This is a genomic window from Leptogranulimonas caecicola (assembly GCF_023168405.1).
Taxonomy (GTDB): domain Bacteria; phylum Actinomycetota; class Coriobacteriia; order Coriobacteriales; family Atopobiaceae; genus Leptogranulimonas; species Leptogranulimonas caecicola.
The window spans coordinates 1,101,823-1,127,040 of the sequence record NZ_AP025285.1 but is presented as its reverse complement, the minus strand read 5'-3'; the positions used below and the strand labels follow the sequence as shown (position 1 = coordinate 1,127,040).

Here is a 25,218-nt window from a genome sequence, read left to right as displayed (position 1 = left end):
GTATACGCTGGTATTTAATCATATCGATTTGTAAAGGTCGCAATCATGATATCGGAAGCTTCTAAAAGAGCGAAGGCCAAGTATGCCAAGGAGAAGACGAAACGCGTTGTAGTGGCGTTTTACCCTCCCGACGCCAAAATCCTGGCCTGGGTTAACCAGCACCCCAACAAAGCAGGGTATATCAAAGACCTTATCCGTCAGGACCTGGCAAAACATGCGGAGGGGGTGTTTCAGCGGCCTTAACTCTATGATGGCGCATGTTGCCCTCTGAAGTCGCGACACCCCTATGGCATGGCTTCCCAACGGCTCAAGCCGCAGGCTAATTGTGAAGGAAGCGTCTAAAGAAGGGAGCAATTGGCAGGTTGCCAAAGTTTTTGGCGCATTCGAGCCAATCTTTGGTATAGTGATTTCCGCACCAACCCACGGGGATATAGCTCAGCTGGGAGAGCGCATGACTGGCAGTCATGAGGTCAGGGGTTCGATCCCCCTTATCTCCACCACCCATTGCAGGCGACGGCTTTTAGCCGCCGCCTTTTTTATTGTCTAGGTCCGGGGGCGCCGGCCCTCTTCAAGCCTTGGGCATAGGCTCTCCATGCAGTCGCCTTTTTTAGTGAGGATGTGCCACTGGGTGGGGCTGATGGATCAAAAGGGCCCAAGGGTGGATATCCTTGAGAGTGAGGGTGTAGTTCTTATCGGCAGCAAACCTAGAGGCTGCTGCACACATAGACTCTATTGAACTTTTAAGGAACGGCGCATGTACATCGAGACCATCGATTCTCCAGCAGACCTCAAAGCGATGTCTTTGGATGAGCTTGAGGCACTGGCCCAAGAGATTCGCCAGGCGCTGATTTCTCGAGCTAAGACGCAAGACGAGCATCTAAGCGCCAATTTGGGCGTGGTAGAGGCTACCATTGCGCTTCATTACGTGTTTGATTCACCTCGGGATACCTTGGTGTTTGACGTCTCCCATCAAACCTATGCCCACAAGATGCTCACCGGGCGCAAAGAGGCCTTCTTGGATCCGGCCCACTATGACGATGTGTCGGCTTTTGCGAGCCCGGCTGAGTCTGTCCATGATCCTTTCATTGTGGGACATACCTCCACCTCGGTGTCGTTGGCCGCAGGTATCGCTCATGCCCGAGATCTGGCGCAGGGCACAGGTAGGGTAGTGGCGTTTATCGGCGACGGATCGCTCTCGGGCGGGGAGGCCTTCGAGGGCCTGGATCTGGCGGCCGAGCTTGGCGGCAACCTCGTCATAGTGGTGAACGACAACGAGATGTCCATCGCCCCCAACCACGGCGGCCTCTACCAAAACCTGGCAGAACTCAGAAAGACCCAAGGCGCCTCGGCCAACAATTACTTCAAAAGCTTGGGATTGGACTATCGCTACGTGGAGGAGGGCAACTCCCTCGCACCGCTCATCGAGGCTTTTAACCAGGTCAAAGACGCCACCCATCCAGTGGTGGTGCATATCCACACCACCAAGGGCTTGGGTCTTGAGGCCGCCGAGAAGGACCCCGAGCGCTACCACCACGTGCGCGGGCTCACCGCTTCTGGCGAACCGCATGCGCAGGCCATGAGCTGGAGCGACCTCACCGTGTCTCATCTCACAGAACTTATGGAGCACGATCCCCAGGTGGTCACTGTATGTGCGGCTACCCCTACTGGCCTGGGCTTCACTCAGGACAAACGCGAGGCCATCCCCGCTGGTCAATTTGTGGACGTGGGCATCGCCGAGCAAACCGCCGTCACCTTTTGCGCAGGCCTCGCCCAGCGAGGCGCCAAGCCGGTGCTCTGCATCTACTCCACCTTCTTGCCCCGTGCGGCAGACCAGCTTATCCAAGAGCTCTGCGTAAACTCGCTGCCTGTGGTGATTCTGGTGGACAAAGGCTCGGTTTATGGGTCTGGCCCCGTCTCTCATCTGGGCCTTCAAGACATGGCGCTCTTGGGCAACCTGCCCAACATGCTCTATCTGGCGCCTGCCAATCCTCAGGAGTACGTGTCCATGATGGATTGGGCGGTGGACTACACCCAAGGCCCTGTGGCTATCAAAATTCCTGGTGGCGAGCCCTATCAAGGAGATGTCTCCAGCAAGGTAGTCCCAAGCGCCCAGGTGGCGCTGGTGGGCGTGGGCACGTTCTTTTCGGTAGCCAAAGAGGCCGCTCAGGCGCTACAGGCTCAAGGCATCCAGGCGTCGCTCATCAACCCTCAAGTGATCTCCGACGTGTCGCCCCAGCTTGCAGAGACGCTCAAGGCGCATAAGGTGATTGTGACGCTCGAAGACGGCATGATCGCCGGCGGCTATGGGGCCAAGGTGGCCTGTGCGCTGGCGGCTACCCCTACGCGGGTGCTCGTACGCGCCTTCGAGTCCACCTATACTGACCGAATGGATCCCCAAGACCGCATTTCGCAGGCACGCCTCACGGCCGCGCAAATTGTAGCCGACGCCCTTGAGGCCCTGCACTCATAACTCATCGAAAGGATCTTCCTTGACTGCTACCTCTTCTTCGCAGGACAACCCACAGGTTGCCGCAGATTCTGCTGCCGAGAAACCCGTGCCTTCCCATCAGGAGACCGCTTCCCAAAACGTCGCCCAGGCTACCGAGGCAGAGGCGGCCGCCAAGGACACGCCATCAGTCGAGAAGCCCAAAAAAGAGACCCGTGCCCAGCGCAAAGCCCGCCAGAAGGCAGAAAAAGAGGAGAAGGCCCGCCAGCGTCGCATCGCCGCTCGTCAGGGAGGCCGCAAGCTCTTTCCCACGCCTACGCGGAAGCAGTCTGTCGCCTTCATCGTGGTGCTGGCCGTCTTGTTTGTGGGTTCGGTGGTCTTCAAGCTTACCTGGGGCTCTCCTACAAGCCCCTTGGGCAAGACCCTTGTGGCTCAAAGCGAAGATGTGCCTGCTCGCGCCGCCAAAGGCACCACGCTCGTCTACAAGGGCGGGGAGTATGCGGTAGGCACCAACCTCAATGCCGGCCAATATAAGTTCTTGGCTACCCAAGATCGCCAGGACACATCCAATCCTGCTGTCCTCAAGGTCAATGGCGAGGTGGTGGATCAGTTTACCCAAACCTGCTGGCTCACCCTCTCTGATGGGGAGCAATTGGCGGTAGACGGCGCGACTTTTGTTTCTGCCGCAGATATCACATCGAAGTTGGTCACTGATCTTAAGGATGGGGGTACCTACTTAATAGGCGTCGACGCCCCTGAAGGCTCCTACCTTGTGAGCCCCACCCAAAGTTCGGGTAGGTGCACGGTCTACGACTCCGACGCTCCCGGCGCGCAGCCCATTGCCACCTTGGATGTCACCGCTGCTCAGCAAGTAGACGTGGCCCAAGGCCAGTATCTCAAGCTCTCCGGCTGCCTCGCCCAGTACCAGTAGCAGACGGGGCATCTTGAGCGCCCCTCAAACCCAAGGAGGGGCAGTATGGGACACCTCGATGAAAGACGCCGTCAACCACCATCGTCTGGTTCTCCCATGATGGATGCTGAAGCTCCAAAAGCAGACGTTTTTCCAAAAGCCAGTTCCGCTGCCGAGCGAGCCTTGGCAGACTCCCATCGTCTTTCGCGCAAAGCTGTCACCATTTTGGTGGCCTGCGCCGCTATTGTGGTCTCGGTGATGGTATGCATCGCGATGGTAACCACTGGTGGCCCTGCAGCCTTTGGCTCTGATAAATCCCACGTCACTTTAGGCGGCGTCACTCATGGGCGCATGCCAGACAGCGACTCTGTCCTCATTATGCGCACTGAAAGCTCTATCTCTTCCGCAGGCACCCCACTCAAAATTGCGGTAGGCGATTCCATTGGCTACTATGATGTCACGGTGCTTACCCAGGATTTCTCGACCTCGCGAGCCGTCTACATCTATGTAGACGGCAGCACTGTGGTAGCTACACAGCAGCCCCAAGACAAGACCGTCATCACCCTCTCGGGCTCGCAGATCACCTCTGGCTATCACACGGTGGAGGCCGTCCAATATGCGGGCAACAGCCCTACTGCCACGGTGACCATGTATAAAAAGAACACCTATTTGATCCAATAGTCTATTTTGTCCAATTGCCCATCGGCCAAATGCCCTCAGAATCGATGACAGTATTTATGGCAATGGTCCTAAGCTTGCCTAGCAGAAACACCTTGTACTTCTTAGAAAGGCTTCCTACTCTATGGATCTTCCCACTCGTCTCAAAGAGCCCCTCAGTCCACGCCAGACCAGTGCCGTTCGAGTGAGCGCCATGGCCTATATCATCTGGAACACCGTCATGTGCCTCTTCATGACCTACGTGCTCATCTGTGCAGCCATCGCCAGCCGCACTTCTGGCAACGGCTACGCGGCCATTCCTGTGCTGGGTTTTTCCATTCCTCTTTGGACGGGCCTCGTATTCCTAGGTCTCCTCACTGCTGCGGTGGGCGCGGGCGGTTATGTGGTTGGCATCGCGGTGCTTCGTGGTCCCAAAGCTCGCCGACGCCCCGCCGTTCGCCGAGTAGCAACTGCTCTTCTTTATCTCTCCACCACAGGTATCCTCTGGGCCTTCTCCCAGGGCGATGCCGTCGTACTTCTGGTCTTTATGCTCTCTGCCCTCATGGTCTTCGCCCTTCGCTGGGTGGTGGATCACTATGGCACTACCCCCGACGCCTATCTCGAGGACACTGCCGTTGCCAATGCCCTCGATGCCGAGAATAATCTTGCCTCTATGGGCGAAGCGTTCATCGATGCAGTGATCGAGCCTACCATCGACGAAGACGCGCCGGTCTCTTTGAGCCGCGACGGTTGGGTACAGCTTCAACGTCGTATCACCGGATACAGCCAGCTCATGGCTGTCTGGGGCTCGTTAGAGCTGCTCATGGCCATGACCTATCTGGCGCGCATCACCTCTATGGACACCCATATGTCCAACTTCGTCACCGTCATGGGTTCTGCCGTCGTTACCGGGGCTCTGCTAGCCATCCAGGGCGCCTTCTTCATTCTTCTCACCGTGCTCACAGTGAAGGGCGCCACCGATCAATCCTGTAGACGCATTGGCGTTGGCCTATGCATTGCTGGCCTCTTCCTTAGCGTCTCGGTGCTGCTTTTGGTTTCCATCGGACTTCTTATGGGCTCTCCCGATGGCGTCGAGCAGGTCTTTTGCTCCGTCTTGAGCTGTGGCCTTCTGGGGGCGGTCTATAGCTGCACTGATCGCCGTCTGCGCGTCCTGCGCCTCGCCAGCGAGCTCCAGTAAAACGAACACCGTGCGCTGGGCACATCTGTCGCAAACCCCACCCAACTAGCGTGACAGTGGGGGCGAGAGTCATCCAACATCCATAGAAGTGGCAACTCTGCCCACTCTGCCGAGAAAGACGTGGCACACTAATAAGAACTGTAAATTGCCGATGGGACTTTTCCTTTCCAGATCATCCCATCTTGCACGTTATGTGAGTGCTCGCATTTTTAGGAAGCGTTGCTATTCAAAGAATGCATTGTCACCTGGCAATGATTGAAAGGGGAGTGTCATGTCCCAAGATCGCAAGCTCATGAAAGTCATGAGCATCATTCTTCTGTTTTGGGCTCTACTGATCTTTGTCTACGACGCCATCTGCATCACCGTCGTGGCCCAGAATGGCTGGCAGTGGCAGGGCATCGTGTTGGTAGCTCTCTACAGCTTCCAGGGCTTCTTTGGCATCAGCTGTGGTATGGCCGGTGTTCGCGGCGCCAATGCGCCATCCCGCGCCAACACCTACAACATTCAAGCTGCCATCCTGGGCATCTATGAGCTTATCTCGCTTATCTACACCATCGTGGTGCAGGCTGATTTTGGTGGGCGCCCCCTAGGCTCCGACATCCCCAGTTTGGTGCTTACTGTGGTGCCCTTGATCGTTTGCATCGCTGGCTGGATTCTTGGCCGGCGCGTCTTTGAGGCTTCCAAGAAATAGGAGACCTAAATAGGAAGCCTCTGTGAAGTTGTGCATGGCATTATGAGTCATGCATGGCAAATGAATTCCTATTGGGGTCTTGCAATGACGACAGGCTCTGGTAGTATGGATTCCTGTGATTCGCAGAGAATCACCTACGGGCGATTGGCTCAGGGGTAGAGCACATCCTTCACACGGATGGGGTCGCTGGTTCAAATCCAGCATCGCCCACCACAAAACACGAGGTAGACGGCTTGGCCGCCTACCTTTTTTTGTGATGTGGAACACGTGTGGAACAAATGTGGAACATAATAACGTGAAATTGCCTAAGAGGCGAACTCCTGCGTCCTCGAACCTCCTTACTGCTTAAGGGATTCTATGGTGGCTTCCGTGGCGCCATACCAGCGGTAATAGGCGTAGGCAGCTTCGCTTAGATGAGTGTCGTAGTTATCAAGGGGATCTTGGTAGTCTTCCTGGTCCAAGGCCGTCGCAAGGTCGCTGGCGGCCTGCTTATAGCTGTCGGCGCATTCTTTTAAATAACCCTGCGCGACAATAAATCCCTTTGGCGCATTGGTGACATCGACAGAGAGCATCGTCTGCGCGTAGGAGTCAAGCTCATTGGTTAACTGCTGAAACTGAGCTTGCACTTCCTCTTTCGATCCTCCTTCATAGGCAAAGTCATGGAGCAGGTTGAGCATCGTCCGGTTTGTGTTGTACATATTTTGGACGTTGGTCGAGATGGTATTGGTGTCATAGCCTCCATAGTCCTTGGTAGCACCTTCCTTTCCGGAGGAATCCTGGGAGGTGTCCTGATCTTGCTGGTCAGGGGTTTGATCCTGTGGTGCTGTATCTTGCTGAGATTGGCCTTGATCCTTCAGGTCGGTGCCTTGCCAAGCACCAGTGGGCTGAAGCGAGCAGCCGCCCAAAACGAGCATTACAGTGAAAGCGACAGTTAAGACGGTATTCTTTTTCATGGGAGGTCCTTAAGAGTATCTCGATAGTACATTTATTATTTATCAGTACGGTGCAGTCTGAACGGCGCTATTCCGGCGCGCATAATCATCCAAAGCATCATCAAGGGCTTTTTGGCAATTGCTCAGATCCTCTGTGCTCTCATCTTTCCCGAGGGCAGAAACAAGATAGTTTCCTGCGCCCGAGCGCTTGTGTTCTGCATCTGGTCGGAGGAGTTTTGCGCTGGCGCAACCAAGAGTGAGCTACATCCGGCCAACGCTAAAACCACAGTAAAACTCAGGGTCATCAAGGTTCTTTTTGCATCCGTGCTCCTTTACGCACTAAACCATTGCTGCGCTTACGAGTATATAAATGTGGAGATACATCGATAATTTATCAATAAAAATGTAGGGTGATTCTCTAGGCGCTCGAGCCTATGAAGGGATGCGCCTTTTGCAGCGTGGTCTAAGGATGGGGGAGGGTCTAGCGAGCCGATAAGATCTTGCCCTCCTCAACTGACAACCCCTGCGGTGCAGCACGATAAAAAATCCCCGTGGCACCCATTGGCGCCACGGGGAGCAAGGATTCAAGGATTACAGAGACTCCCTAGAATGAGGCCTGGAGCGTAGGCCACACGTAAAGAGAGGTAACTGTCTCGAATTAGCTAAGGGTGTTCACCAGCTTCTGGCAGCCGCTCTTGCGCTCGGCAGCCTGGTTCTTGTGAATGATGCCCTTGCTGGCAGCCTTGTCCAGAAGACGGCAAGCCTTGTTGCACTTCTCCTGAGCGAGCTGGGCGTCGCCGGCCTCAACAGCCTCGCGAACGTGCTTGACAGCCGTCTTCAGCTCAGAGCGGACGGCCTTGTTGCGGATGCGTGCCTTCTCGGCGGTCTTAATGCGCTTCTTCTGCGACTTGATGTTAGCCACGTGCAATTCCTTTCAATGCGATCTATGAGGCCTCTTCGGTGAGACACGGTGAGGCAACTTCCAAATACTAACATAGGAAACCCGTGCTAGGGTACCGTGCTGCAGCTATGAAGAAATCTCTCCATGGAGGGCGTACATTCCACAGAACCCACCTGTAGGCTATACAATGTCAGCTATGAATACCACAGACCTTTCCCACATCAGGAACTTCTCCATTGTCGCCCATATCGACCATGGCAAGTCCACCATCTCAGACCGCATCCTCGAGATGACCAACACCGTCGAAGAGCGCGACATGGAGTCGCAGCTCCTAGATTCCATGGACATCGAGCGGGAGCGCGGTATCACCATCAAGTCCAACGCTGTGCGCGTGATGTATGACGCGGACGACGGCGAGACCTACCAGTTCAACCTTATTGATACTCCGGGCCACGTGGACTTCACCTACGAGGTGTCCCGTTCGCTGGCTGCTTGCGAAGGCGCAGTGCTGGTGGTGGATGCCACCCAAGGCGTAGAGGCTCAGACGGTGTCCAACGCCAATCTAGCCATGAACGCCAACCTGGAGATCGTGCCGGCTATCAACAAGATCGACCTGCCCAGTGCTCATCCAGAGGAGGTCAAGCAGGAAATCGAGGATGAGCTGGCAATCCCTGCAGACGATGCGGTGTGCGTCTCGGGAAAGACCGGCGAGGGCATCCATGACTTGCTGGAGGCCATCGTGTTTCTCGTCCCGCCGCCAAAAGGGGATGCCAACGCTCCGCTCAAGGCGTTGGTGTTGGACTCCTACTTTGACGAGTACCGCGGCGTGGTGGCCATGGTGCGCGTCTTTGACGGCTCCATCAAAAAGGGCGACGAACTCACCATGATGATGACGGGTCAGGACTTTTTGGCAGACGGCGTGGGCGTCAAGCGTCCCTCTGAGGTGCTGCTCGATGAGCTTACCGTGGGCGAGGTGGGCTTTGTGGTCACGGGCCTCAAAGACCCAGAGTCCGTGCGCGTAGGCGACACACTCACTTACCGTGACAATCCCTGTAGGGAGGAGCTGCCAGGCTATCGCGAGGCCAAGCCCATGGTCTATACCGGCATCTTTCCCATAGACAACAAAGACTACGAGGACCTGCGCGATGCGTTGGAAAAGCTCCATGTGAACGATCCGTCGCTCACCTGGGAGCCGGAGACCTCGGTGGCTCTGGGCTTTGGCTTTCGCGTGGGCTTCTTGGGCCTGCTGCACATGGAGGTCATCAAGGAGCGCCTGGAGCGCGAGTTCGACCTGGACCTTATTGCCACGAGCCCTTCGGTGGACTACCACGTCTACCTTACCGACGGCGATATGCGCGAGGTGCGCAGCCCTCAGGACTTGCCTGACGCCACGCGCATTGAGCGCATCGAAGAGCCCTACCTCAAAGCCAAGGTCATCGTGCCGCCCGAATACACCGGCGCTGTGATGCAGCTGGCGGTGGAACATCGCGGCATCATGGCCGATATGGTCTACCTCACCGACAAGTCCGTGGAGATGCACTTCGAGATCCCTCTGGCCGAGCTTATCCTAGACTTCTTCGACCAGCTCAAGAGCCGCACCAAAGGCTATGCGTCGCTCGACTACGAGTTCTCCGAGTACCGTCCCTCAGACCTGGTCAAACTGGACATCCTGCTCTCCGGCGACGACGTGGACGCCCTCTCGTTCATCGTCCATCGCGACAAGGCCTACGCCATGGCCCGCGCCCTCTGCGACAAGCTCAAAGAGATCATTCCGCGCCAACAGTTCGAGGTGCCCATCCAGGGCGCCATCGGCAACAAGATCATCGCCCGCTCCACCGTCAAGGCGCACCGCAAAGACGTGCTGGCCAAGTGCTATGGCGGCGACATTTCCCGCAAGCGCAAGCTGCTGGAAAAGCAAAAAGAGGGCAAGAAGCGCATGAAGTCCATCGGCCGCGTCGAGGTGCCCCAAGAGGCATTTTTGGCCATCCTCAAGGTGGACGAGTAGTGGCTGTGCACGCTCAAACTGCCGAGAAACACTTCCATCCCACCCAGGACGCGCCTTCCACCTCGCAACTCCTCGCCCAGGGTGCAGTCGCCGCAGGGCTTTCTGCGACGTTGGCGCCCTTCTCGGCAAATGGAAGCTGGGAGCAGCGCTTGGCTGCCAACCCTTACCTCATGGCGCCTATGGCGGGGGTGTCTGACCAGGCCTATCGGCTTATGGCTAGGGCCGGAGGCGCTGCCTGCGCCGTGAGCGAGATGGTGAGCGTGGCAGGCATCCACTACGCCAATGAGAAGACCTGGCAGCTGGTGGATCCCAATCCTGCAGAGCCCGACCTCATCGTGCAGCTCTTTGGCAGCGACCCCGAGCAGTTCTATGAGGCTGCCAAGCGCGTCATCGACCGCTATGAGTCGCGGGGATGGCTGCAAAAGTTGGTAGCCATCGATATCAATATGGCTTGCCCGGTGCCCAAGGTAGTACGCAAAGGGGAGGGCTCGGCGCTGCTGGACGACCCGGCTCGCGCTGCAGACATCGTGCGCTCGGTGCGCGAGGGCTCAGACTACAGCCTGCCGGTCACTGCGAAAATTCGCATTGGGCGCAAGCAGCACGATTACGTGGCGCCAGCCTTTGCGAAGGCGTTGGAGCGCGCAGGGGTCTCTTCTGTAGCGGTTCATGGACGCTTTGCCAACCAGTTCTATACGGGTACCTCTGACGCCAACGCCATCGCCCAGGTGGTAAGCGCGGTGAGTATTCCTGTGATCGCTTCCGGCGACGCCCTTAGCGCAGCTCAGGCAGTGCAGCTCAAGGAGTCCACCGGTGCCGCGGCGGTCTTTTGTGCCCGAGGCACCTACGGTAACCCCTGGATCTTCGCCGATGCTCGCTCCCTGGGCGCCGGCTGCACTCCCGCACCTCACACTACCGCGCAGCGCTTGGCTGCCTTCGCCCTCCACGTGCAACTGTTGTCTGCCACGGGCGCCCACATTGCTCGCGCCCGATCTTTGGCCGGCTGGTACCTCAAGGGCATGCCCGAGGCCGCCTCCTGGCGCGAACGCGCCATGCATTGCGTGGGAGTCTCTGACTACCTGCACCTCATCGCCCAGGTTGCTCAAGCCAACGCGCTGGATCCCGCGTCTGTGATGGTAGGCGAGGCGCTCCAGCTCGCTCAGGAGACGTCCGTTACCCCAGGTGCCGAGAAACACTCCCACCATGCCTAGCACCCACTACCTAGGTCCCGCAGACGCCCAGAAGTTCTGGCGCACTTGGACTCCTGGCCCCGTGGGTGCTCTCTACCTGCACATTCCCTTTTGCTTGCGCAAGTGCGCCTATTGCGACTTTGCCTCTTGCGCCACGCCTCATCGGGCGCCGCTTATGCACGGCTATGCTCGGAGCCTGCAAGCGATGGTGCGTCAGGTGGGGGAGTCTGGCCTGCTTGACAGCCTTGCCACTGCCTACATTGGCGGTGGCACGCCTACCATGCTTGCACCCGATGAACTTGGGAATTTAGCTACAACGATCTGCAGCTACGGTTCTATTCAGGAGCTCAGCTGCGAGGCCAACCCAGAGTCGCTCACTCCTGACCACCTCGCCGCGCTGCGCGATGGGGGAGCCACACGAATCTCTTTAGGCGTCCAATCGTTCATCGACGAGGAGCTTTGCGCGCTTGGCCGTGTACACACGGCACAGAAAGCCCGCGAGGCGCTGCAGGCTGCAGTGGCATCTGGGCTGCGGGTATCCTGCGATCTCATGGGTGCGATACCTTACCTAACCCCTCAAAGTTTCGCCTATTCCATCGAGCAGGCGATACGGCTGGGCGTGGGTCACTTGAGTATCTACCCCCTCATCATCGAGGAAGGAACGCCCTTCTATGCTGCGGTGGAATCGGGTGAGATGGCCCAACCCTCAGAAGACTCCGAGGCTGACGCCATGCTCGCCGCCCAGCGCATCCTCACGGCTCAGGGGTTCTCACGCTATGAGGTGGCTAGTTATTCTTGGCCCGGTGAGGTGTGCCTGCACAACTTGGCTTACTGGAACGGCACTCCCTACCTGGGATTTGGTGTGGCTGCGGCTTCCATGGTTGATGCTGCGGGCTATGAGAAGCTGCGTCAGCTCATGCCTCAGCTGCCGAGAAACGCCTCCGCCGCAGCGCGCCTGCGTCTTAGATGCACTTCTACTGCAGCAGAAATCGCTGAGGCTTGTGGCAATTTGCAAGCGCTGCAGTTTGAAGTAGAATCGCTGACTGCTCGTGAGGCCGCGGCAGAAGATCTGATGCTTGCGGCTCGTACTACTTATGGCATTGGGCGCGAACTGCAGGAACGTGCCTATAAAGCCATTGGCCAAGAGGCAGTGGATGCAACGATTGATGATCTGTGCGAGCGTGGATTGATAGAGCAAGTGGCTTCTGGCGCCTACGTGCCCACTCAGCAGGGCTGGCTTTTGGGCAATGAAGTCTATGGGTCGCTCTGGGATTTGGCCTCTGATAACTAAATCGAACTTTGCCTTTATATACTGCGATTTGACCACTAAGAAGGTAATAATGCCAAAGTGCGTTTCGATGCATGACATGAATAATACAGTGAAGTCTACCGAGTTAGTGAGGTCAAAAGACGGACCTGTCACGGTAACGCACAATAGGGCAGGTGCATTGGTGGTCTATGTCAACAAAGTACTGGGAAAGCCTACAGCCCCAGCTTGCAAGGGCCAATCTTCTTGCACGTGAAGTGACGGGGGAGAAAGAGGTCGCAGAAGGCTCGTATTCCGAAGCAGGCGCTGCTGTGAATCAGCTTCGGGAGAAATATGAACTATAAAGTCGTTATAACTGAATCTGCATATCAAGATATAGATTATATTCTGGTGTTTATTGTGGCGAGGGCAGGGAGTACGGCTTCTGCGAGATCCTTTCTTGACCGATGGTCTTCGATCTTCAACAAATTAAGTGAATTCCTCGTGGTGCATCCTCTCAATTATCCACTGGAGCTTAAACGACTTTTTCATTACATGTGTTTTGCAGCTCTTCTGTAAATGGCTTCGGGTCTCCAACGATTGCCAAAAGCCAAGATGTATAGAGCACCATTATCTAAGATGCGATAAACAATTCTTAGTTCTGTCTTTTCACCTTGCGAACGGTTTTTTTTGAAAATGATAGGATCGCGCACCCTCAAGCTTGAGAGAGAGGGAAGAACTTGACACGCGTCCGGCGGCCAAATCTTTCATGGCACGAATTATCGCTACTACAACAGGTGTAAGATCCTCTAGCGCCGGATAAGCTTCATCAAGCGCTCTTGCTTCCTCTACGAAAACGATAGGTTCAATAGTCAAGCCAGGTATATTGGAAAGAGCGTCAATTAGTTCAAGAAATAACTCTTGTCTTGTCATATAAGACCAGCTTTTTCCATAAGGTCTAACGCAGCAGTTTTGAGTTCAGGACCAGAAAGAGGCAGTTCGCCTTGCTCAGCTAAGGCTTTATCGCGTAGTAATGCATGTTCTATATCGAGACGATCAAGTTCTGACTCAATCTCACTAAGTTTTAATTCAAGAGCCTGTGTATAAGCATCATTGCGTGCAAGGTAATCAGGTGTGACAACAAAATAGCGAGGACGATTATGCTCGGATATTTCAATGATGCCATCGCGGTTTACTGCATCTCGCCAATTGGAAGACCGTCCAAGTTCAGCGAGACCTACTCGTTCTGGCATAACGGGAAGGCTGTGGCTTGCATCTGCAATCATTGGACAACTCCTAACACAATATGTGTGGTAAATATACTGTAACCTATTGTGTAGAATTATGGCTGATAAAGTGCAAATTTCCAAACTCAACATGATAAGCGGATGCAGCCAACTCATGTATTCAATAGTGTGAAGAGTCAAGCGTGCTTTCCTCTAAGGAAGGTGCGGCTTATAGGACAAAAAGCGTGCTGTGAATGGTGACGTTGACGCAGGTCAACGTCCCTTTTTGGGTGTTTAAATACGGAAGGCTCATTTGAACACGGGAACTCGCACAGAAGATGTGCTGTCCAATGCAGTGGTGCCCCAGCTGAAGACAGAAAAATCTAGTCGTTACATCCAGGATTTGCAGGGCCCGATGAAAAAGGCGGTCTGCGGGGCCAAGATGCAGAAGAGTGACCATAAGAAGAGCGACAACGCTTCCGCCTACTTAGTACATTTCCTTCGGCATGTGCCTACTAAGTACAATTGAATATGGAACCAACTCCGTGAGCTTGGGTGATGTAATACTAAAATAAAAAGTGACGCAGATTTTGGGCAAAATTGGCCTACTAAGTACTTAGTAGGCATGGAACGGCGCCCAGCCCGAATCCCATCCGCCCTGCATCCCCATCTCACAGACAGGTCTGCTTTTGGCCCTCCAGGATTTATCTGAGGCTTGCGGTGTGAAAGCAGCCCTGCTTTCACACCGCTCCCTTTTAGCCGCAAAGAGTGCTTATAAATAATGAAGGTAAATTTGGTCTACAGGTTTTTGGCCTACAGATTATGGGGTGTTGACGCAGGTCTGGCGCAGGTCAACACCCCTTATCACAGCACACTATCTGTCCTATAAACCGAAGGTGCGCTATTTTGATCGCTTATCCTTCGTCAATAGCACCTCTCGCCCAAGCTCTCACTTCTTCTCCTACCTGGGGATCGTCAGCGTAGGCGCCCAGTACATTGCATAAAAAGCGGACGTAAGTCTCCTTGAGCCTGCGATCACCTACCACGTGGGCAGAAGGCCCAAAGCTTGCCAGACGTCCCATGAGGACGGCGCCATCTGAAACCGGTACCTCAATACGAGTCTTGCCATCTGGCAGCTTGCGGACGGATTTCTTATCGGCAAGGGGAGAATCCTCGCTGTCTGGGTTAAAGGCGTCGGCAATGGCTTTGAGTACGGGGCCCTCGGCTTCGAGCTCCAGGCGCAGAGGATCCGAGGTAGCATACATCTCGTAACTGGCTTCCAGTGTAAAAAGCTCCTGCTCGGTGAGGCCGGCGCGTTTCTGGGGCGCAGGATCTGTCAGGCGATAGGGCAGCATGCCGGGGCAGCCCTCATCGGCATAATCTTTGATGCTCTCGGGAATGATGCGATCCAGTCGATAGTTCAAATAGCCATCATTGTGCACCACGTAGCGGGGCCTTCTGGGGTCTCCCCCAGATCGATGAACCGGGAGCTCATGTAGTAGCGCCCGCGATCCTCATGCACCGCGATGGGCAGTAATTCGCACTCTAGCAAGCAGCCTTGCCTAGGTTGCGCCACCAAATCAAAATCCGGCCCAGCGTCCCGTAGATAAGCGAGATAGGGGCCAGCTTGCCACCTCGGCGGTTGCCCATCTCGTTCAGCCTGTCCACCGCCCGCGCCACCGCACGATAATTCGTCAGCAGAGCTGCCGAAGCCTCCGGCCTGGGCCTATAAGTAATGCAAGGGGCTATAGGGCGATGGTCTTCTCGGTAGTGGAGGGACTTCACTTTTCCAGAAGCTGCTCTTTTTCCTGGGAGTCGGCTAGGCGCGAGTGTGCCAACGCATTGGCCAATATAAACGCTTCTTCTGCCGAGAAGGGCCGCTCCACGTGGTAGGTATAGCAATTCTGCCCCTGAGGCGTGGTGGTGACCGTGCGATGAGGCTCAGCATCTGGATGAGTCAGCGAATCTCGACGGGCGAACAGCTTGTTAAGCGTCACCAGGTCACAGCGCAGCCGTTGCAGCGCGTTGGCGTGGGCATGGTCGCTCTCGTATTGGTCCTCTGAGACCAGAAGCCCATAGTCATGCTCCAACGGTAGATGGTGATTTGGATCATGCTGTATACACACATAGGGGTTATAAGGGCAATCTCTATACCATCGTAAAAGACGATGACGGATGGTTCTGGTCTTATGGCAGGGGTAACAATCTGGTTGATAAAGAAGCCGGTTTCTCTTCTCCTGAAGATGCGCTTCAAGATCTCGGCATAGGAAAAGGGAAGTATGTTGCAAACGTAGTCCTTGATGAGGGGGGGGGTGGGCTTCTCGGCAGGATATGGATCAGCCATAAAGATCTATTTGTTTAACTTGAGCTTTCTGCCTTCTCCGTACTCAAAATCCCACTGCATGGGTAGGAATAGGCGCAGACTACAAGACACTCCAACAAAGGAGCAACCTATGCCTACCATTTATGATTTCACTATTGAGAAGCCGAACGGCACTCAAGTAAGCCTTTCCGAGTTCGAGGGCAAGCCTATGCTTATCGTCAACTCGGCTACGGGCTGCGGCTTCACCCCGCAGTACGAGGACCTCAAGAACCTCTACAACAACTATCACGAGCAGGGCCTCGAGATCATCGACATCCCCTGCGATCAGTTTGGCCACCAGGCGCCCGGCTCGGACGACGAGATCCACGAGTTCTGCACCATGACCTTTGGCACGCCCTATCAGCAGTACAAGAAGTCCGAGGTCAACGGCGAAGGCCAGCTGCCCCTCTATGCCTTCCTCAAAGAGCAGAAGGGCTTCGAGGGTTTCACCGGCGAGAAGGCCGACTTCATGGACAACTACCTCAAAGAGAACGTCGATCCTAACTACGCAGACAACGACGACATCAAGTGGAACTTCACCAAGTTCCTCGTAGATCGCGACGGCAACGTGGTGGCCCGCTTCGAGCCCACGGTAGATATGGCGCTGGTAGAAGAGGCAGTCAAAGAAGTCCTCTAACATCGACAACTGCTAATGCATCTCTTAGCGCTCGGGCTCATGAGAGCTCGGGCGCTTCACGTTTGCGCACAAACCATGATGCCCAGAGAAATCTGCGTCGTTCGCGCTAAGATATGAGATTGCGAACGTTTGTGCCACGGAATAATATCGTGGCTTGACTCGACGACAGGAGTTCTCACCGCATGTCTGCGATGACCGATAAGAACTACTACGAAATCCTTGGCGTCTCCTCAGACGCCACAACAGAGGAGATTCGTAAAGCATTTCAAAAGAAAGCCCGCACCCTCCATCCAGACGTGAACAAGGCGCCGGATGCAGAGGAGAAGTTCAAAGAAGTCTCCGAGGCCTACGCGGTGCTTTCAGACGAGGACAAGCGGCGCCGCTACGATGCCATGCGATCGGGTGCACCCTTCATGGGCTCTTCGACATCCAGTGCTCCCCAGTCTCCCTTTGGCGGAGGCTTTGGCGGCTATGGCGGCATGCCCTTTGGCGGCTTCGGGGGGTTTGGAGGCTTTGGCGCCCAGCGCGGCAGGGCCACTGCCTATAATCCCCGCTCCGGCGCAGACGTCGTCTATGACATCGAACTGGATAGCAAGACCGCTGCGACAGGCACTCGCCGCGGCATCACCTACGATCGCTACGTAGTCTGTGACGTCTGCCATGGCACTGGCTCGGAAGAGTCCGAGCACGCCAAGGTGTGCCCCACCTGCCATGGCAAAGGCTCTATCGATGTCGATCTCTCGGCAGTCTTTGGCGGTATGGGCTTTGGCGCTATGCGCGTGCAATGCCCTGAGTGCGAGGGCACCGGCAAAGTGGTGGCGGATCCTTGCCATCGATGCAAGGGCACCGGCCGCATCCTTTCTGCCAGCGAGGCAGTGGTAGACATTCCTGCCGACTCCCACGATGGCGACATGATCCGCGTGCCCGGCATGGGCAATGCGGGCACCAATGGCGGCAAGACAGGCGATCTATTGGTGCGTGTAGGCATTCCTGCAGAGCGCCTGGCGCCAGAGAGCGCCATGGGCTTCCAGCTCATTGGCTTTGCGCTGCCCTTCATCGCCATGGGACTCTTCTTCCAGGTGCTGGGCGCAGTGAGCCTCATCATCGCTGTGCCGCTTGTCATGGGTCTCTTCATGGTGGTGCGCGGAGGCCTTGCCAAGCATAACTCCGTCTGGTGGAAGAACGCCGGCAATCATGTGGTGGCCGGCCTTTCCAACGGCTTCATGCTGGCGCTCTTCATGACGCTCATGATCAGCTGCGCCCAGGGCGCGGGCCGGGCGGCCATGCGCTTCTAGCACGTAACGCACGCCTTTCGCCTCAGGTTCGCTTGCATTTCATCCAAAGGGGGCAAGCGCCTGGGGCGAGGGTTTCTCGGCAGCGGGAACGGCTGCCAACAATGTAGGGTTTACCTCGAGGGATGAAAGGTCTGAGGTCTACCGTGGCAGAGTCGCAAAGGGATTTCTACGAGGTGCTCGGCGTCGAGCGCGATGCCGACGCCAAGACTATCAAGCGTGCGTTTTTGAAGAAGGCGCGCGTGCTGCATCCGGACGTGTCGGATGATCCCGATGCCGAGGCAAAGTTCAAAGAGCTCAACGAGGCCTACTCGGTGCTGTCCGATGAGACCAAGCGCGCCAACTACGATCGTTATGGCACTGCCGACGGCCCGGCGGGCTTTGGCGGCATGGATGACTTCTTTGGCGGCGGCTTCGACATGAGCGACCTGTTCTCCCAGTTCTTTGGGGGAGGGGCCGCCGGAGCCGGGCGGGTGCGCACGCGAGGCCGCGATATGTCGGTGACGCTCACCATCACGCTGCAAGAGGCGGCCACCGGCCTAGACCGCACCATTACCTATGATCGGCTGGCGCCTTGCGAGGACTGCGGCGGCACCGGCTCTGCCGATGGCTCTGCCCCCGTCACCTGCCCCGAATGCGGCGGCACTGGCGTGGTCACCAGCTGGCAGCACACCATTTTGGGTCGCATGCAAACCCAGTCCACCTGTCCGGAGTGCCACGGCACCGGCCAGGTCATCGAGCATCCCTGCGAGACTTGCGACGGCCAGGGCCGCACGCCGTCCCATGAAAAGGTGACAGTGCATATTCCGGCGGGCGTGGCCTCAGGCATGCAGCTCTCTATCGAGGGCGCCGGCGAGGCTGGTGTGCGCGGCGACAGGGCGGGCGACCTCATCGTGCGCATCGAGGTGGCCCAGCAGCCAGACCTGGTGCGCCAGGGCGACGACCTTATCTGCGCCGTCGACATCGATTGCTTCGAGGCCATGTTGGGCGCCACCTTCACTATGGAGGGCATCATGCCCCACGAGCAGGTGGAGGTCAACATACCCGCAGGTACACAGCCTGGAGACCATGTACGGGTGCCTGGCTTTGGCATGCCCAATCTCTACAATCCCTCCCAGCGCGGAAGCCTGGTATGCATCGTGAACCTCACGGTGCCCAAGGACCTCACGCCAGCGCAAACCCAACAGTTGGAGGCTGTGGCTCTGGAGCGCGGCAGCCGCCTTTCCACCGCTGACACCGCCCAGTCGCTGCTGGACGAGACCTTCGCCCAAGACCAGCAGGCTGCAGGTGCTTCTACTGCCCCTGCTTCCGAGAAGCCCCAGCCTTCCCGCCAGGCAGATTCTGAGTCCTCGTCGTTCTTTGGCGATGAGGAACAGGGTTCGCTCTTTGGGGGAGATGGCGCCTCTGGCCGCAAGAAGCCGCGCCCCAAGCCCTTTGGCAAGCGTAAGAAGAAGCGCTCGTGACGGCGGCGCAGCACAAAGGGGTCAAGCCGCTCAAGGTGGCCCTTAAAAACCTGGGCTGCCGGGTGAACCGCGCAGAACTCGATGCCATCGCCGCTTCTCTGGAGCAGGCAGGCTGCGAGCTGGTGGGCGAGGACGAAGCCTCCATCGTGGTGGTGAACACCTGCGCGGTCACTGGCGAGGCTGAGGCCAAAGCCCGCAAGTCTCTGCGCCACTATGCGTCGCTCCCTCAGGTGCAGAGCGTGGTGGCTACCGGCTGCATGGCTACGCTCTTTGCAGACGAAGTAGCGTCTTTGGGCGAAAAGATGCAAGTCGAAGTTCTTAAGACGCAGGTGGCATCCTGTGTCTTGGCAGAGGCAGGACGCCTGGGTCTGGCTGATGCCGTTGCAGGGGCAGGAAAGGGTTTGCAGGATAGGCCTGGGGGCAGCCTGCAGGTGCACGAATCTGCACCCTCTGCCAGCGCTTCTCAAATCGCCGTGGACAGCTCGTTGCTCCCGGTGACTTCAGAAGCTCAGGGCACGGTGACGCCTACAGGCCGCATGCGGCCGGGCATCAAAATCCAAGATGGCTGCGACAATCGGTGCACCTATTGCATCGTATGGAAAGCGCGCGGGCCTGCACGCTCGCTGTCGCCGCATGAGGCGGTGGCTGCGGTGAGTCAGGCAGTGGAGCAAGGTGCCGGCGAGGTGGTACTCACCGGTATCGATCTTGGCCGCTATGACGGGGGCATTGGCCTTGCGGGCCTGCTAGATCAGCTGCTTGTTAAAACCAAGGTAGGACGCATCCGTCTGAGTTCCGTGGAGCCGGTGGAGCTCTCTGACGATCTGCTGCGCCTTATGGGCGACTCCAGCGGGCGTGTGGCGCCCTTCTTGCATCTGCCTCTGCAGTCTGGTTGCGACGCCACATTGGCTCGCATGGGCAGACCTTACGACACGGCTCGCTATCGCGCCATCGTTGAGCGGGCGCGCGAGTTGGTGCCGGGCCTTGCCTTGGCCTGCGACCTTATCGTGGGCTTCCCTGGGGAGACGGCCCAGGAGTTCAACCAAAGCCTGGAGTTTTGCCGTTCCATGGACTATGCCAACATGCATGTCTTCCGCTATTCCAAGCGCCCAGGAACCCCAGCCGCCGTTGCCCCAGATCAGGTGGATCCTCAGGTGGCCCATGAGCGCTCGCGCCTTATGCGCCAGATGGCCCGCCAAAGCCGCACCTCCTACCTTGCGAGCTGTATTGGCCGGCAGGAGCTGGCGTTTATCGAGCGTCCTGGCCGCGCCATCACTGGCGGCCTTGCAGAGGTGTTGGTGGATTCAGGCGCAGGCTTTGCCCCTGGTTCCTTTGTGAAGGTGGCGCCTCACAGCCTTCTGCCCTCAGGTCAGTTGGACGGGCGCAGCGCCACAGCCTAGAAGCCTCTAGCTCGGCTGATGTTGGGGCAGAAGCCGGCAAAGACGGCTTCTGAGGCATGGGCTTCTCGGCAAGGAGGGCCTGGAGCTTACAAAGACAGCGCAAGCGCTTAAGGCCGCTTTGACCTACCATAGAAGCCCCAAGGGCGCCCTTGAGCGTCCGGTATTTGTAGCCATTGCGCATCTGTGCATTCAGGGGAGGAACGTGGAGCCCACTACGCTGCGTTTGAGCATTCCGGAATCGGTGGATGTGTGCCGGCTCATGGGGCCGGCTGACAGCCTGCTGCGACATATCGAAGAGAAGACGAGCGCCTCGGTGGCGGTGCGGGGCAACCATATCACCCTGGTGGGCGAGCCAGACGAGGTTGACGCCATGGTGCGTGTGTTCACGCGCTTGATAGACGCCGTGCTCTCGGGCGAGACTCCAGACATTTCCGACGTGGACATCATCTTGGACCAGGCGTCTTTGGGAACGCCTGCGCCGCGCGCCGGGGCAAACGACATCCTCACTACCCAGCGCGGCAAGCCTGTGCGCCCCAAAACCGCAGGCCAGCAGCGCTATGTGGATGCGCTGCTCTCCCATACCATCACCTTTGTGCAGGGTCCTGCAGGTACAGGAAAGACCTACCTGGCCATGGCTTGTGCCGTGGCAGCGCTCAAGCGTCGAGAGGTCTCCCACATCGTGCTCACCCGCCCGGTGGTGGAAGCCGGCGAGTCTTTGGGCTATCTGCCGGGCACGCTGGAGGAGAAGCTCGACCCCTATGTACGCCCGCTCTATGATGCGCTCTTTGATATGTTGGATGCCGAGAAGAGCCATACCCTCATCGAGCAAGGGGTAGTGGAGATTGCTCCTTTAGCCTTCATGCGTGGGCGCACCTTAAACGACGCCTTCGTCATCTTGGACGAGGCGCAAAACACCACGCCCGAGCAGATGAAGATGTTTCTCACTCGACTGGGTTTTGGGTCCACCTTTGTGATTACCGGAGACTCAACCCAACGGGACCTCTTGGGTAAAAGCGGTCTTGAGAGTGCGCGCCGCGTGCTCGAAGGCATCGAGGGCATCGCCTTTTGCGATCTCGATCGCACCGACGTGGTGCGCCATAGCCTGGTGGGCCGCATCGTGGATGCCTACGAACGTCAGGGAGCGTGAAGCCGCTATGGCCGTGGAGATCTCTGTCAACCAGCTGCCCGATGCAGCGCCTTTGGCGGTGAGCTGGGATGAAGTCGCTTCCATCTTTGAGGCGGTGCTTGCTCACGAGCAGGTGGAACGCCTGTGTTTGGTGGACGTGACCGTCGCAGACGATGATGCCATGGCAGACCTTAACGCCCAGTGGCGCGGGGTCGAAGGATCAACAGACGTCATCTCGGTAGAGTGCGAGCGCCCGGACGACCCAGATCTGGCCCCCGACGAGCCGTGCTCTTTGGGAGACATTGCGCTGGCCCCAGCTTTCATCGCAGCGCAGGCGCCTCATTTTAACAACAGCCCAGCTCAGGAGACCCGTCTTCTGCTCATCCACGGCCTTTTGCATCTTTTGGGCTACGACCATATGACAGAAGAAGACGCTGCCGTCATGGAGCCTTTGGAAGACGCCCTGTTGGCGCAGGTGTCGGGGCAGCCGGCGTTCTCTGCCCCCACTACGCGCCATCGCCATGACCCGCAGGTGGCGGCAGGCGCAGAGCCTCAGGGCTCCCCGTCCCAGGAGGGGAGGGTCTCCCCATGATTCCCGGCTCAGACAAGAACCATCCCACGCTGTTCAAAAGCTTCGCCTTCGCCATCCAGGGCTTCGCCTTCGCCTTCACCACCGAGCGCAACATCAAAATCATGGTGGGCGGCTTTATCTTCTCCGTGGTCATGGGCTTCGCGCTCCAGTGCACTCCCGGAGAATGGGGCTGCCTGCTTTTGGGCTGCGGCACCGTGCTCTCCGCCGAGCTCATGAATACTGCCATCGAGACCATCGTCGACCTGGTGTCCCCTGAGTACAACACCCTGGCCGGCCACGCCAAGGATGTGGCAGCTGCAGCCGTCTACATCCTGAGCACCCTGGTGGGCATCATGGGAGTCGTGATTTTTGTAAACGCCGCCCTGCGCCTCTTTGGGTAGGGCACAAGACGGTTATGGCAGCCGCTCATGGCCGGGTTTCTCGGCATGAGCCCGGCTTTACCCCCATTCATCTCGCAGAAAGGAGCGACGTGGTGACAGCTCCCTCGTCCTCACAAGATTTTGATTTAGAAACTGCCGCTGCCGAGAAGGACGGCCCTCAGGTGGCTGCAGCCGCTGGGGCCATTGAGCAGGGTTTGGTGGCTGGAACAGACGACGCCGCCTCCTCAGGCGATGTGGAGCTAGAGGCTGACGAAGACCTGGATCTGGATGAGGAAGAGCTGCTGCTGATGCAGCAGTTTGGGGCTCCGGCTCCCATGGCGAGCTTGCCCGATGATTTTCGCAGCGGCTTCGTGGCGCTGGTGGGTCGCCCCAATGCCGGCAAGTCCACGCTGCTCAACGCCTGCCTGGGGGCGCACGCCGCCATCACAAGCCCGGTGGCTCAAACCACGCGCCGGCGCATGAGGGCGGTCGTCAACAGGCCAGGCGCCCAAGTGGTCATCGTGGATACCCCCGGCTTGCATAAGCCCAAGGATGCCTTGGGAGAGGAGCTCAACAAGTCCGCCTTGGGGGAGCTGGCAGACGTGGACGTGGTGGCCATGCTTTTGGATGCCACCAAGCCTGCCGGCACCGGAGATGCCTGGGTGGCCTCCCATGTGAACGCCAGCTCGGCGGTGCGCCTGCTGGTGATCACCAAGGCGGATCTCGCCACGCCGGAACAAGTGCAGGCACAAATCGAGGCTGCACAAGCCATGGCCACCTTTGACGATGTGTTGGTGACCTCGGCTCAGGAGGGCTTCAATACCGAGGCGTTCATCCAGCTGGTCATCGAGCATCTGCCCTACGGGCCGCGCTGGTTCCCGGAGGATATGCCGGTGGACGCCACGGACTCCGAGCAGGTGTCTGAGTTTGTGCGCGAAAAGGTGCTGCTCAACTGCCGCCAGGAAGTGCCCCACGCCGTAGGCGTGCTCTGCGATTCCATCCAGTGGCGAGACGAGGGCCATGCCTCCATCAAAGCCACCATCTTTGTGGAACGCGACAGCCAAAAGGGCATCCTGGTGGGCAAAGGCGGTTCCATGATCAAACGCATAGGCACCCAAGCCCGCAAGGAGATCGAGCAATGGCTGGGCGCCCAGGTCTTTTTGGACCTGGAGGTGCGGGTGAAGCCCTCCTGGCGCAAAGACGAGGAAGCCATCCGCCGCTTTGGCTACAACGCGGAGGCCTAGGTGGCGAGGGCACGCACCTATCCGGTGGTGGCCACCGTCATCGGCCGAGTGAAGCTCGGGGAGGCAGACCTTATCCTGACGCTGCTTTCCTCGGACGGCTCCCTGGTGCGCGCTGTGGCCAAGGGGGCGCGCAAGCCCACGGGAAAGCTGGCAGGCCGCACGCAGCTTTTCTCGGAAGGAAAGTACCTCATCGCCAAAGGGCGCACGCTGGATGTGGTGTGCGAGGCCTCCCTTACCGATGCCCGGGCAAAGATCGCCTATGACCCGGATGCCTCGGAGGCAGCTGCGGCAATTTGCTCGGTTACGCGCCTGGTGAGTTTCGAGGAGTCGCCAGACCCTTATCTCTATGGCCTCTTTGCGCGGAGCCTGCTGGCGCTTGCTCAGGTTCAAGAGCTGGAAGGGGAGGGAGAGCGGCAGGCACTCTTGTTCGAGGTGGTTGCTGCCTACACCTTCAAAGCGCTCTCCCATGAGGGGTGGCGACCGGAGACTTCCAACTGCATCGAATGTGGCGACGAGCAGGTGACGCGTTTCTCGGTAGCCGCCGGAGGCGCCCTCTGCGAGTCGTGTGCACGCGACGTGGCCGGAGCCCAACTGGCGGACCCTGCGCTTTTGGGCTGGATCGAAGCGCTGGTGAGCCTCACGTTCGACGATCTTTTGGCTCAGCCGGCCAGCTTGGATACTGCGTCTCTGCTGCTGGAGCAGGCGCATCTTTGGGCTGCTACCCATCTGGACGCTCGCCTCAAGGCCTTCGAGTTTTTGCGGGGAGTCTAAGGCGCAGCCGAGAGGTTGCGCGCGGGACGGTCGGCAACGTTCTTGCGTGCCGTCGACCTTTTGCTACCGCTTCTCCCCAGCACTTCAGTTAACTCCCAGGGGATGTGGGGATTTAGCCGCTGCGAGATGTGCGGCACTAAACGTGGTACTCTCTTTGGGTCCCTACCTCCTACTTGGCGCTTCGCGTCACCGGCGAGCGTTCCAGTTCGAGGCGAATCTTTCTTAAGAAAGGTGATTCCTATGACCATCTCTAAGGAGCGCAAGGCTGAGCTCATCCGTGAGTTTGGCAAGAACGACCAGGACTCCGGTTCTGCTCCCGTGCAGGTCGCCATCATGACCGACCGCATCCGCGAGCTCACCGAGCACATGAAGTCCCACAAGAAGGACTTCCACACTCGTCGTGGCCTGCTGATGCTCGTTGGTAAGCGTCGTCGTCTGCTCTCTTACATCAAGAGCAACAACATCGACGAGTACCGTGAGCTTATTGGTCGCCTGGGTATTCGCGACAATATCCAGTAAGAAGCGGGAATTAAGGGGCGCTTTCAAGGCGCTCCTTTTTATATGGAAGGGTACTTG

Annotated in this window: 26 protein-coding genes and 2 tRNA genes; 22 read left to right on the top strand and 6 right to left on the bottom strand. The window is 57.7% G+C overall.

Annotated elements, in window-relative coordinates:
* Positions 1–45 precede the first annotated feature (45 nt).
* The 8 genes from OR601_RS04980 to OR601_RS04945 all read left to right on the top strand — a co-directional run bounded on the left by OR601_RS04980 (position 46) and on the right by OR601_RS04945 (position 6,115).
* A complete protein-coding gene (locus OR601_RS04980; protein WP_265591225.1) occupies positions 46–243 on the top strand; it encodes a hypothetical protein in 198 nt (65 codons plus the stop codon).
* Positions 244–424: 181 nt separating this feature from the next.
* Positions 425–500: transfer RNA gene (locus OR601_RS04975), tRNA-Ala, on the top strand.
* A gap of 254 nt (positions 501–754) precedes the next feature.
* Positions 755–2,470 carry a 1-deoxy-D-xylulose-5-phosphate synthase gene (locus OR601_RS04970; protein ID WP_265591224.1) on the top strand — a complete coding sequence of 572 codons (1,716 nt, stop codon included), beginning with the start codon at positions 755–757 and terminating at the stop codon, positions 2,468–2,470.
* A 19-nt stretch (positions 2,471–2,489) separates the two neighbouring features.
* Positions 2,490–3,377, top strand: a complete 888-nt coding sequence (locus OR601_RS04965) for a hypothetical protein (RefSeq protein WP_265591223.1) — start codon at positions 2,490–2,492, stop codon at positions 3,375–3,377.
* 45 nt (positions 3,378–3,422) lie between these two features.
* Complete coding sequence (locus OR601_RS04960) at positions 3,423–4,037, top strand: hypothetical protein (protein ID WP_265591222.1); 615 nt, start codon at positions 3,423–3,425, stop codon at positions 4,035–4,037.
* Positions 4,038–4,158: 121 nt separating this feature from the next.
* The gene (locus OR601_RS04955; protein WP_265591221.1) at positions 4,159–5,211 is read left to right on the top strand and encodes a hypothetical protein; all 1,053 of its coding nucleotides are present in this window, start codon (positions 4,159–4,161) and stop codon (positions 5,209–5,211) included.
* A gap of 271 nt (positions 5,212–5,482) precedes the next feature.
* On the top strand, positions 5,483–5,902 hold the full coding sequence (locus OR601_RS04950; protein WP_136012620.1) for a hypothetical protein: 420 nt from the start codon (positions 5,483–5,485) through the stop codon (positions 5,900–5,902).
* Positions 5,903–6,040: 138 nt separating this feature from the next.
* A tRNA-Val gene (locus OR601_RS04945) sits at positions 6,041–6,115 on the top strand.
* A gap of 125 nt (positions 6,116–6,240) precedes the next feature.
* On the opposite strand, the gene OR601_RS04940 is transcribed toward OR601_RS04945, so the two are convergent.
* Both OR601_RS04940 and rpsT read right to left on the bottom strand, forming a co-directional pair.
* Entirely contained in the window at positions 6,241–6,855 is a 615-nt protein-coding gene (locus OR601_RS04940) for a hypothetical protein (protein ID WP_136012621.1), read from the bottom strand.
* A 637-nt stretch (positions 6,856–7,492) separates the two neighbouring features.
* Complete coding sequence (rpsT, locus tag OR601_RS04935) at positions 7,493–7,756, bottom strand: 30S ribosomal protein S20 (RefSeq protein ID WP_136012622.1); 264 nt, start codon at positions 7,754–7,756, stop codon at positions 7,493–7,495.
* A 175-nt stretch (positions 7,757–7,931) separates the two neighbouring features.
* Here rpsT and lepA point away from each other — a divergent pair, with 175 nt between their 5' ends.
* The 3 genes from lepA to OR601_RS04920 are packed head-to-tail and all read left to right on the top strand — an operon-like array spanning position 7,932 to position 12,218.
* Positions 7,932–9,740, top strand: coding sequence for a translation elongation factor 4 (gene lepA, locus OR601_RS04930; protein ID WP_265591220.1), 1,809 nt, complete (start codon positions 7,932–7,934; stop codon positions 9,738–9,740).
* The gene (locus tag OR601_RS04925) at positions 9,740–10,948 is read left to right on the top strand and encodes a tRNA dihydrouridine synthase (RefSeq protein WP_265591219.1); all 1,209 of its coding nucleotides are present in this window, start codon (positions 9,740–9,742) and stop codon (positions 10,946–10,948) included. Before lepA ends, OR601_RS04925 begins: the two co-directional genes overlap by 1 nt.
* The gene (locus OR601_RS04920) at positions 10,941–12,218 is read left to right on the top strand and encodes a coproporphyrinogen-III oxidase family protein (RefSeq protein WP_265591218.1); all 1,278 of its coding nucleotides are present in this window, start codon (positions 10,941–10,943) and stop codon (positions 12,216–12,218) included. The genes OR601_RS04925 and OR601_RS04920 overlap by 8 nt, the downstream gene beginning before the upstream one ends.
* Before the next feature lie 624 nt (positions 12,219–12,842).
* Here OR601_RS04920 and OR601_RS04915 read toward each other — a convergent pair.
* The 4 genes from OR601_RS04915 to OR601_RS04900 all read right to left on the bottom strand — a co-directional run bounded on the left by OR601_RS04915 (position 12,843) and on the right by OR601_RS04900 (position 15,489).
* Positions 12,843–13,106: a hypothetical protein gene (locus OR601_RS04915; RefSeq protein ID WP_265591217.1), complete on the bottom strand. Its 264-nt coding sequence runs from the start codon at positions 13,104–13,106 to the stop codon at positions 12,843–12,845.
* Positions 13,103–13,459 (bottom strand): hypothetical protein, encoded by a 357-nt coding sequence (locus OR601_RS04910; RefSeq protein ID WP_265591216.1) that lies wholly within the window; start codon positions 13,457–13,459, stop codon positions 13,103–13,105. The genes OR601_RS04915 and OR601_RS04910 overlap by 4 nt, the downstream gene beginning before the upstream one ends.
* 854 nt (positions 13,460–14,313) lie before the next feature.
* On the bottom strand, positions 14,314–14,844 hold the full coding sequence (locus tag OR601_RS04905; RefSeq protein ID WP_265591215.1) for a WYL domain-containing protein: 531 nt from the start codon (positions 14,842–14,844) through the stop codon (positions 14,314–14,316).
* Positions 14,845–15,180: 336 nt separating this feature from the next.
* On the bottom strand, positions 15,181–15,489 hold the full coding sequence (locus OR601_RS04900) for a hypothetical protein (protein WP_265591214.1): 309 nt from the start codon (positions 15,487–15,489) through the stop codon (positions 15,181–15,183).
* 14 nt (positions 15,490–15,503) lie between these two features.
* Between OR601_RS04900 and OR601_RS04895 the strand changes: the two genes are divergently transcribed.
* The 11 genes from OR601_RS04895 (at position 15,504) to rpsO (ending at position 25,161) form a co-directional block, all read left to right on the top strand.
* Positions 15,504–15,761, top strand: a complete 258-nt coding sequence (locus OR601_RS04895) for a hypothetical protein (protein ID WP_265591213.1) — start codon at positions 15,504–15,506, stop codon at positions 15,759–15,761.
* Positions 15,762–15,852: 91 nt separating this feature from the next.
* Positions 15,853–16,398, top strand: a complete 546-nt coding sequence (locus tag OR601_RS04890; RefSeq protein WP_265591212.1) for a glutathione peroxidase — start codon at positions 15,853–15,855, stop codon at positions 16,396–16,398.
* Positions 16,399–16,580: 182 nt separating this feature from the next.
* Positions 16,581–17,693 carry a DnaJ domain-containing protein gene (locus tag OR601_RS04885; protein ID WP_265591211.1) on the top strand — a complete coding sequence of 371 codons (1,113 nt, stop codon included), beginning with the start codon at positions 16,581–16,583 and terminating at the stop codon, positions 17,691–17,693.
* A 143-nt stretch (positions 17,694–17,836) separates the two neighbouring features.
* Positions 17,837–19,153, top strand: a complete 1,317-nt coding sequence (locus OR601_RS04880; RefSeq protein ID WP_265591210.1) for a DnaJ C-terminal domain-containing protein — start codon at positions 17,837–17,839, stop codon at positions 19,151–19,153.
* Positions 19,150–20,550, top strand: coding sequence for a MiaB/RimO family radical SAM methylthiotransferase (locus OR601_RS04875; RefSeq protein WP_265591209.1), 1,401 nt, complete (start codon positions 19,150–19,152; stop codon positions 20,548–20,550). The genes OR601_RS04880 and OR601_RS04875 overlap by 4 nt, the downstream gene beginning before the upstream one ends.
* 202 nt (positions 20,551–20,752) lie before the next feature.
* Positions 20,753–21,697, top strand: a complete 945-nt coding sequence (locus tag OR601_RS04870) for a PhoH family protein (RefSeq protein WP_265591208.1) — start codon at positions 20,753–20,755, stop codon at positions 21,695–21,697.
* Between the two features lie 7 nt (positions 21,698–21,704).
* A complete protein-coding gene (gene ybeY / locus OR601_RS04865; protein ID WP_265591207.1) occupies positions 21,705–22,268 on the top strand; it encodes an rRNA maturation RNase YbeY in 564 nt (187 codons plus the stop codon).
* A complete protein-coding gene (locus OR601_RS04860) occupies positions 22,265–22,648 on the top strand; it encodes a diacylglycerol kinase family protein (protein WP_265591206.1) in 384 nt (127 codons plus the stop codon). Before ybeY ends, OR601_RS04860 begins: the two co-directional genes overlap by 4 nt.
* 14 nt (positions 22,649–22,662) lie before the next feature.
* A complete protein-coding gene (gene era / locus OR601_RS04855; protein WP_369945377.1) occupies positions 22,663–23,871 on the top strand; it encodes a GTPase Era in 1,209 nt (402 codons plus the stop codon).
* A complete protein-coding gene (gene recO / locus OR601_RS04850) occupies positions 23,872–24,642 on the top strand; it encodes a DNA repair protein RecO (protein ID WP_265591205.1) in 771 nt (256 codons plus the stop codon).
* Positions 24,643–24,882: 240 nt separating this feature from the next.
* Positions 24,883–25,161, top strand: a complete 279-nt coding sequence (gene rpsO / locus OR601_RS04845; RefSeq protein ID WP_136012636.1) for a 30S ribosomal protein S15 — start codon at positions 24,883–24,885, stop codon at positions 25,159–25,161.
* Positions 25,162–25,218: the final 57 nt, after the last annotated feature.

Excerpts from the sequence above, each read along its gene's own strand:
- OR601_RS04960 (WP_265591222.1), top strand. The coding sequence starts at position 3,423 with ATGGGACACCTCGATGAAAGACGCCGTCAACCACCATCGTCTGGTTCT.
- OR601_RS04950 (WP_136012620.1), top strand. The coding sequence starts at position 5,483 with ATGTCCCAAGATCGCAAGCTCATGAAAGTCATGAGCATCATTCTTCTG.
- OR601_RS04920 (WP_265591218.1), top strand. The coding sequence starts at position 10,941 with ATGCCTAGCACCCACTACCTAGGTCCCGCAGACGCCCAGAAGTTCTGG.
- OR601_RS04890 (WP_265591212.1), top strand. The coding sequence starts at position 15,853 with ATGCCTACCATTTATGATTTCACTATTGAGAAGCCGAACGGCACTCAA.
- OR601_RS04955 (WP_265591221.1), top strand. The coding sequence starts at position 4,159 with ATGGATCTTCCCACTCGTCTCAAAGAGCCCCTCAGTCCACGCCAGACC.
- ybeY (WP_265591207.1), top strand. The coding sequence starts at position 21,705 with ATGGCCGTGGAGATCTCTGTCAACCAGCTGCCCGATGCAGCGCCTTTG.
- OR601_RS04860 (WP_265591206.1), top strand. The coding sequence starts at position 22,265 with ATGATTCCCGGCTCAGACAAGAACCATCCCACGCTGTTCAAAAGCTTC.
- lepA (WP_265591220.1), top strand. The coding sequence starts at position 7,932 with ATGAATACCACAGACCTTTCCCACATCAGGAACTTCTCCATTGTCGCC.
- OR601_RS04885 (WP_265591211.1), top strand. The coding sequence starts at position 16,581 with ATGTCTGCGATGACCGATAAGAACTACTACGAAATCCTTGGCGTCTCC.
- OR601_RS04940 (WP_136012621.1), bottom strand. The coding sequence starts at position 6,855 with ATGAAAAAGAATACCGTCTTAACTGTCGCTTTCACTGTAATGCTCGTT.
- OR601_RS04980 (WP_265591225.1), top strand. The coding sequence starts at position 46 with ATGATATCGGAAGCTTCTAAAAGAGCGAAGGCCAAGTATGCCAAGGAG.
- era (WP_369945377.1), top strand. The coding sequence starts at position 22,663 with ATGGCAGCCGCTCATGGCCGGGTTTCTCGGCATGAGCCCGGCTTTACC.
- OR601_RS04970 (WP_265591224.1), top strand. The coding sequence starts at position 755 with ATGTACATCGAGACCATCGATTCTCCAGCAGACCTCAAAGCGATGTCT.
- OR601_RS04910 (WP_265591216.1), bottom strand. The coding sequence starts at position 13,459 with ATGATTGCAGATGCAAGCCACAGCCTTCCCGTTATGCCAGAACGAGTA.
- rpsO (WP_136012636.1), top strand. The coding sequence starts at position 24,883 with ATGACCATCTCTAAGGAGCGCAAGGCTGAGCTCATCCGTGAGTTTGGC.
- OR601_RS04915 (WP_265591217.1), bottom strand. The coding sequence starts at position 13,106 with ATGACAAGACAAGAGTTATTTCTTGAACTAATTGACGCTCTTTCCAAT.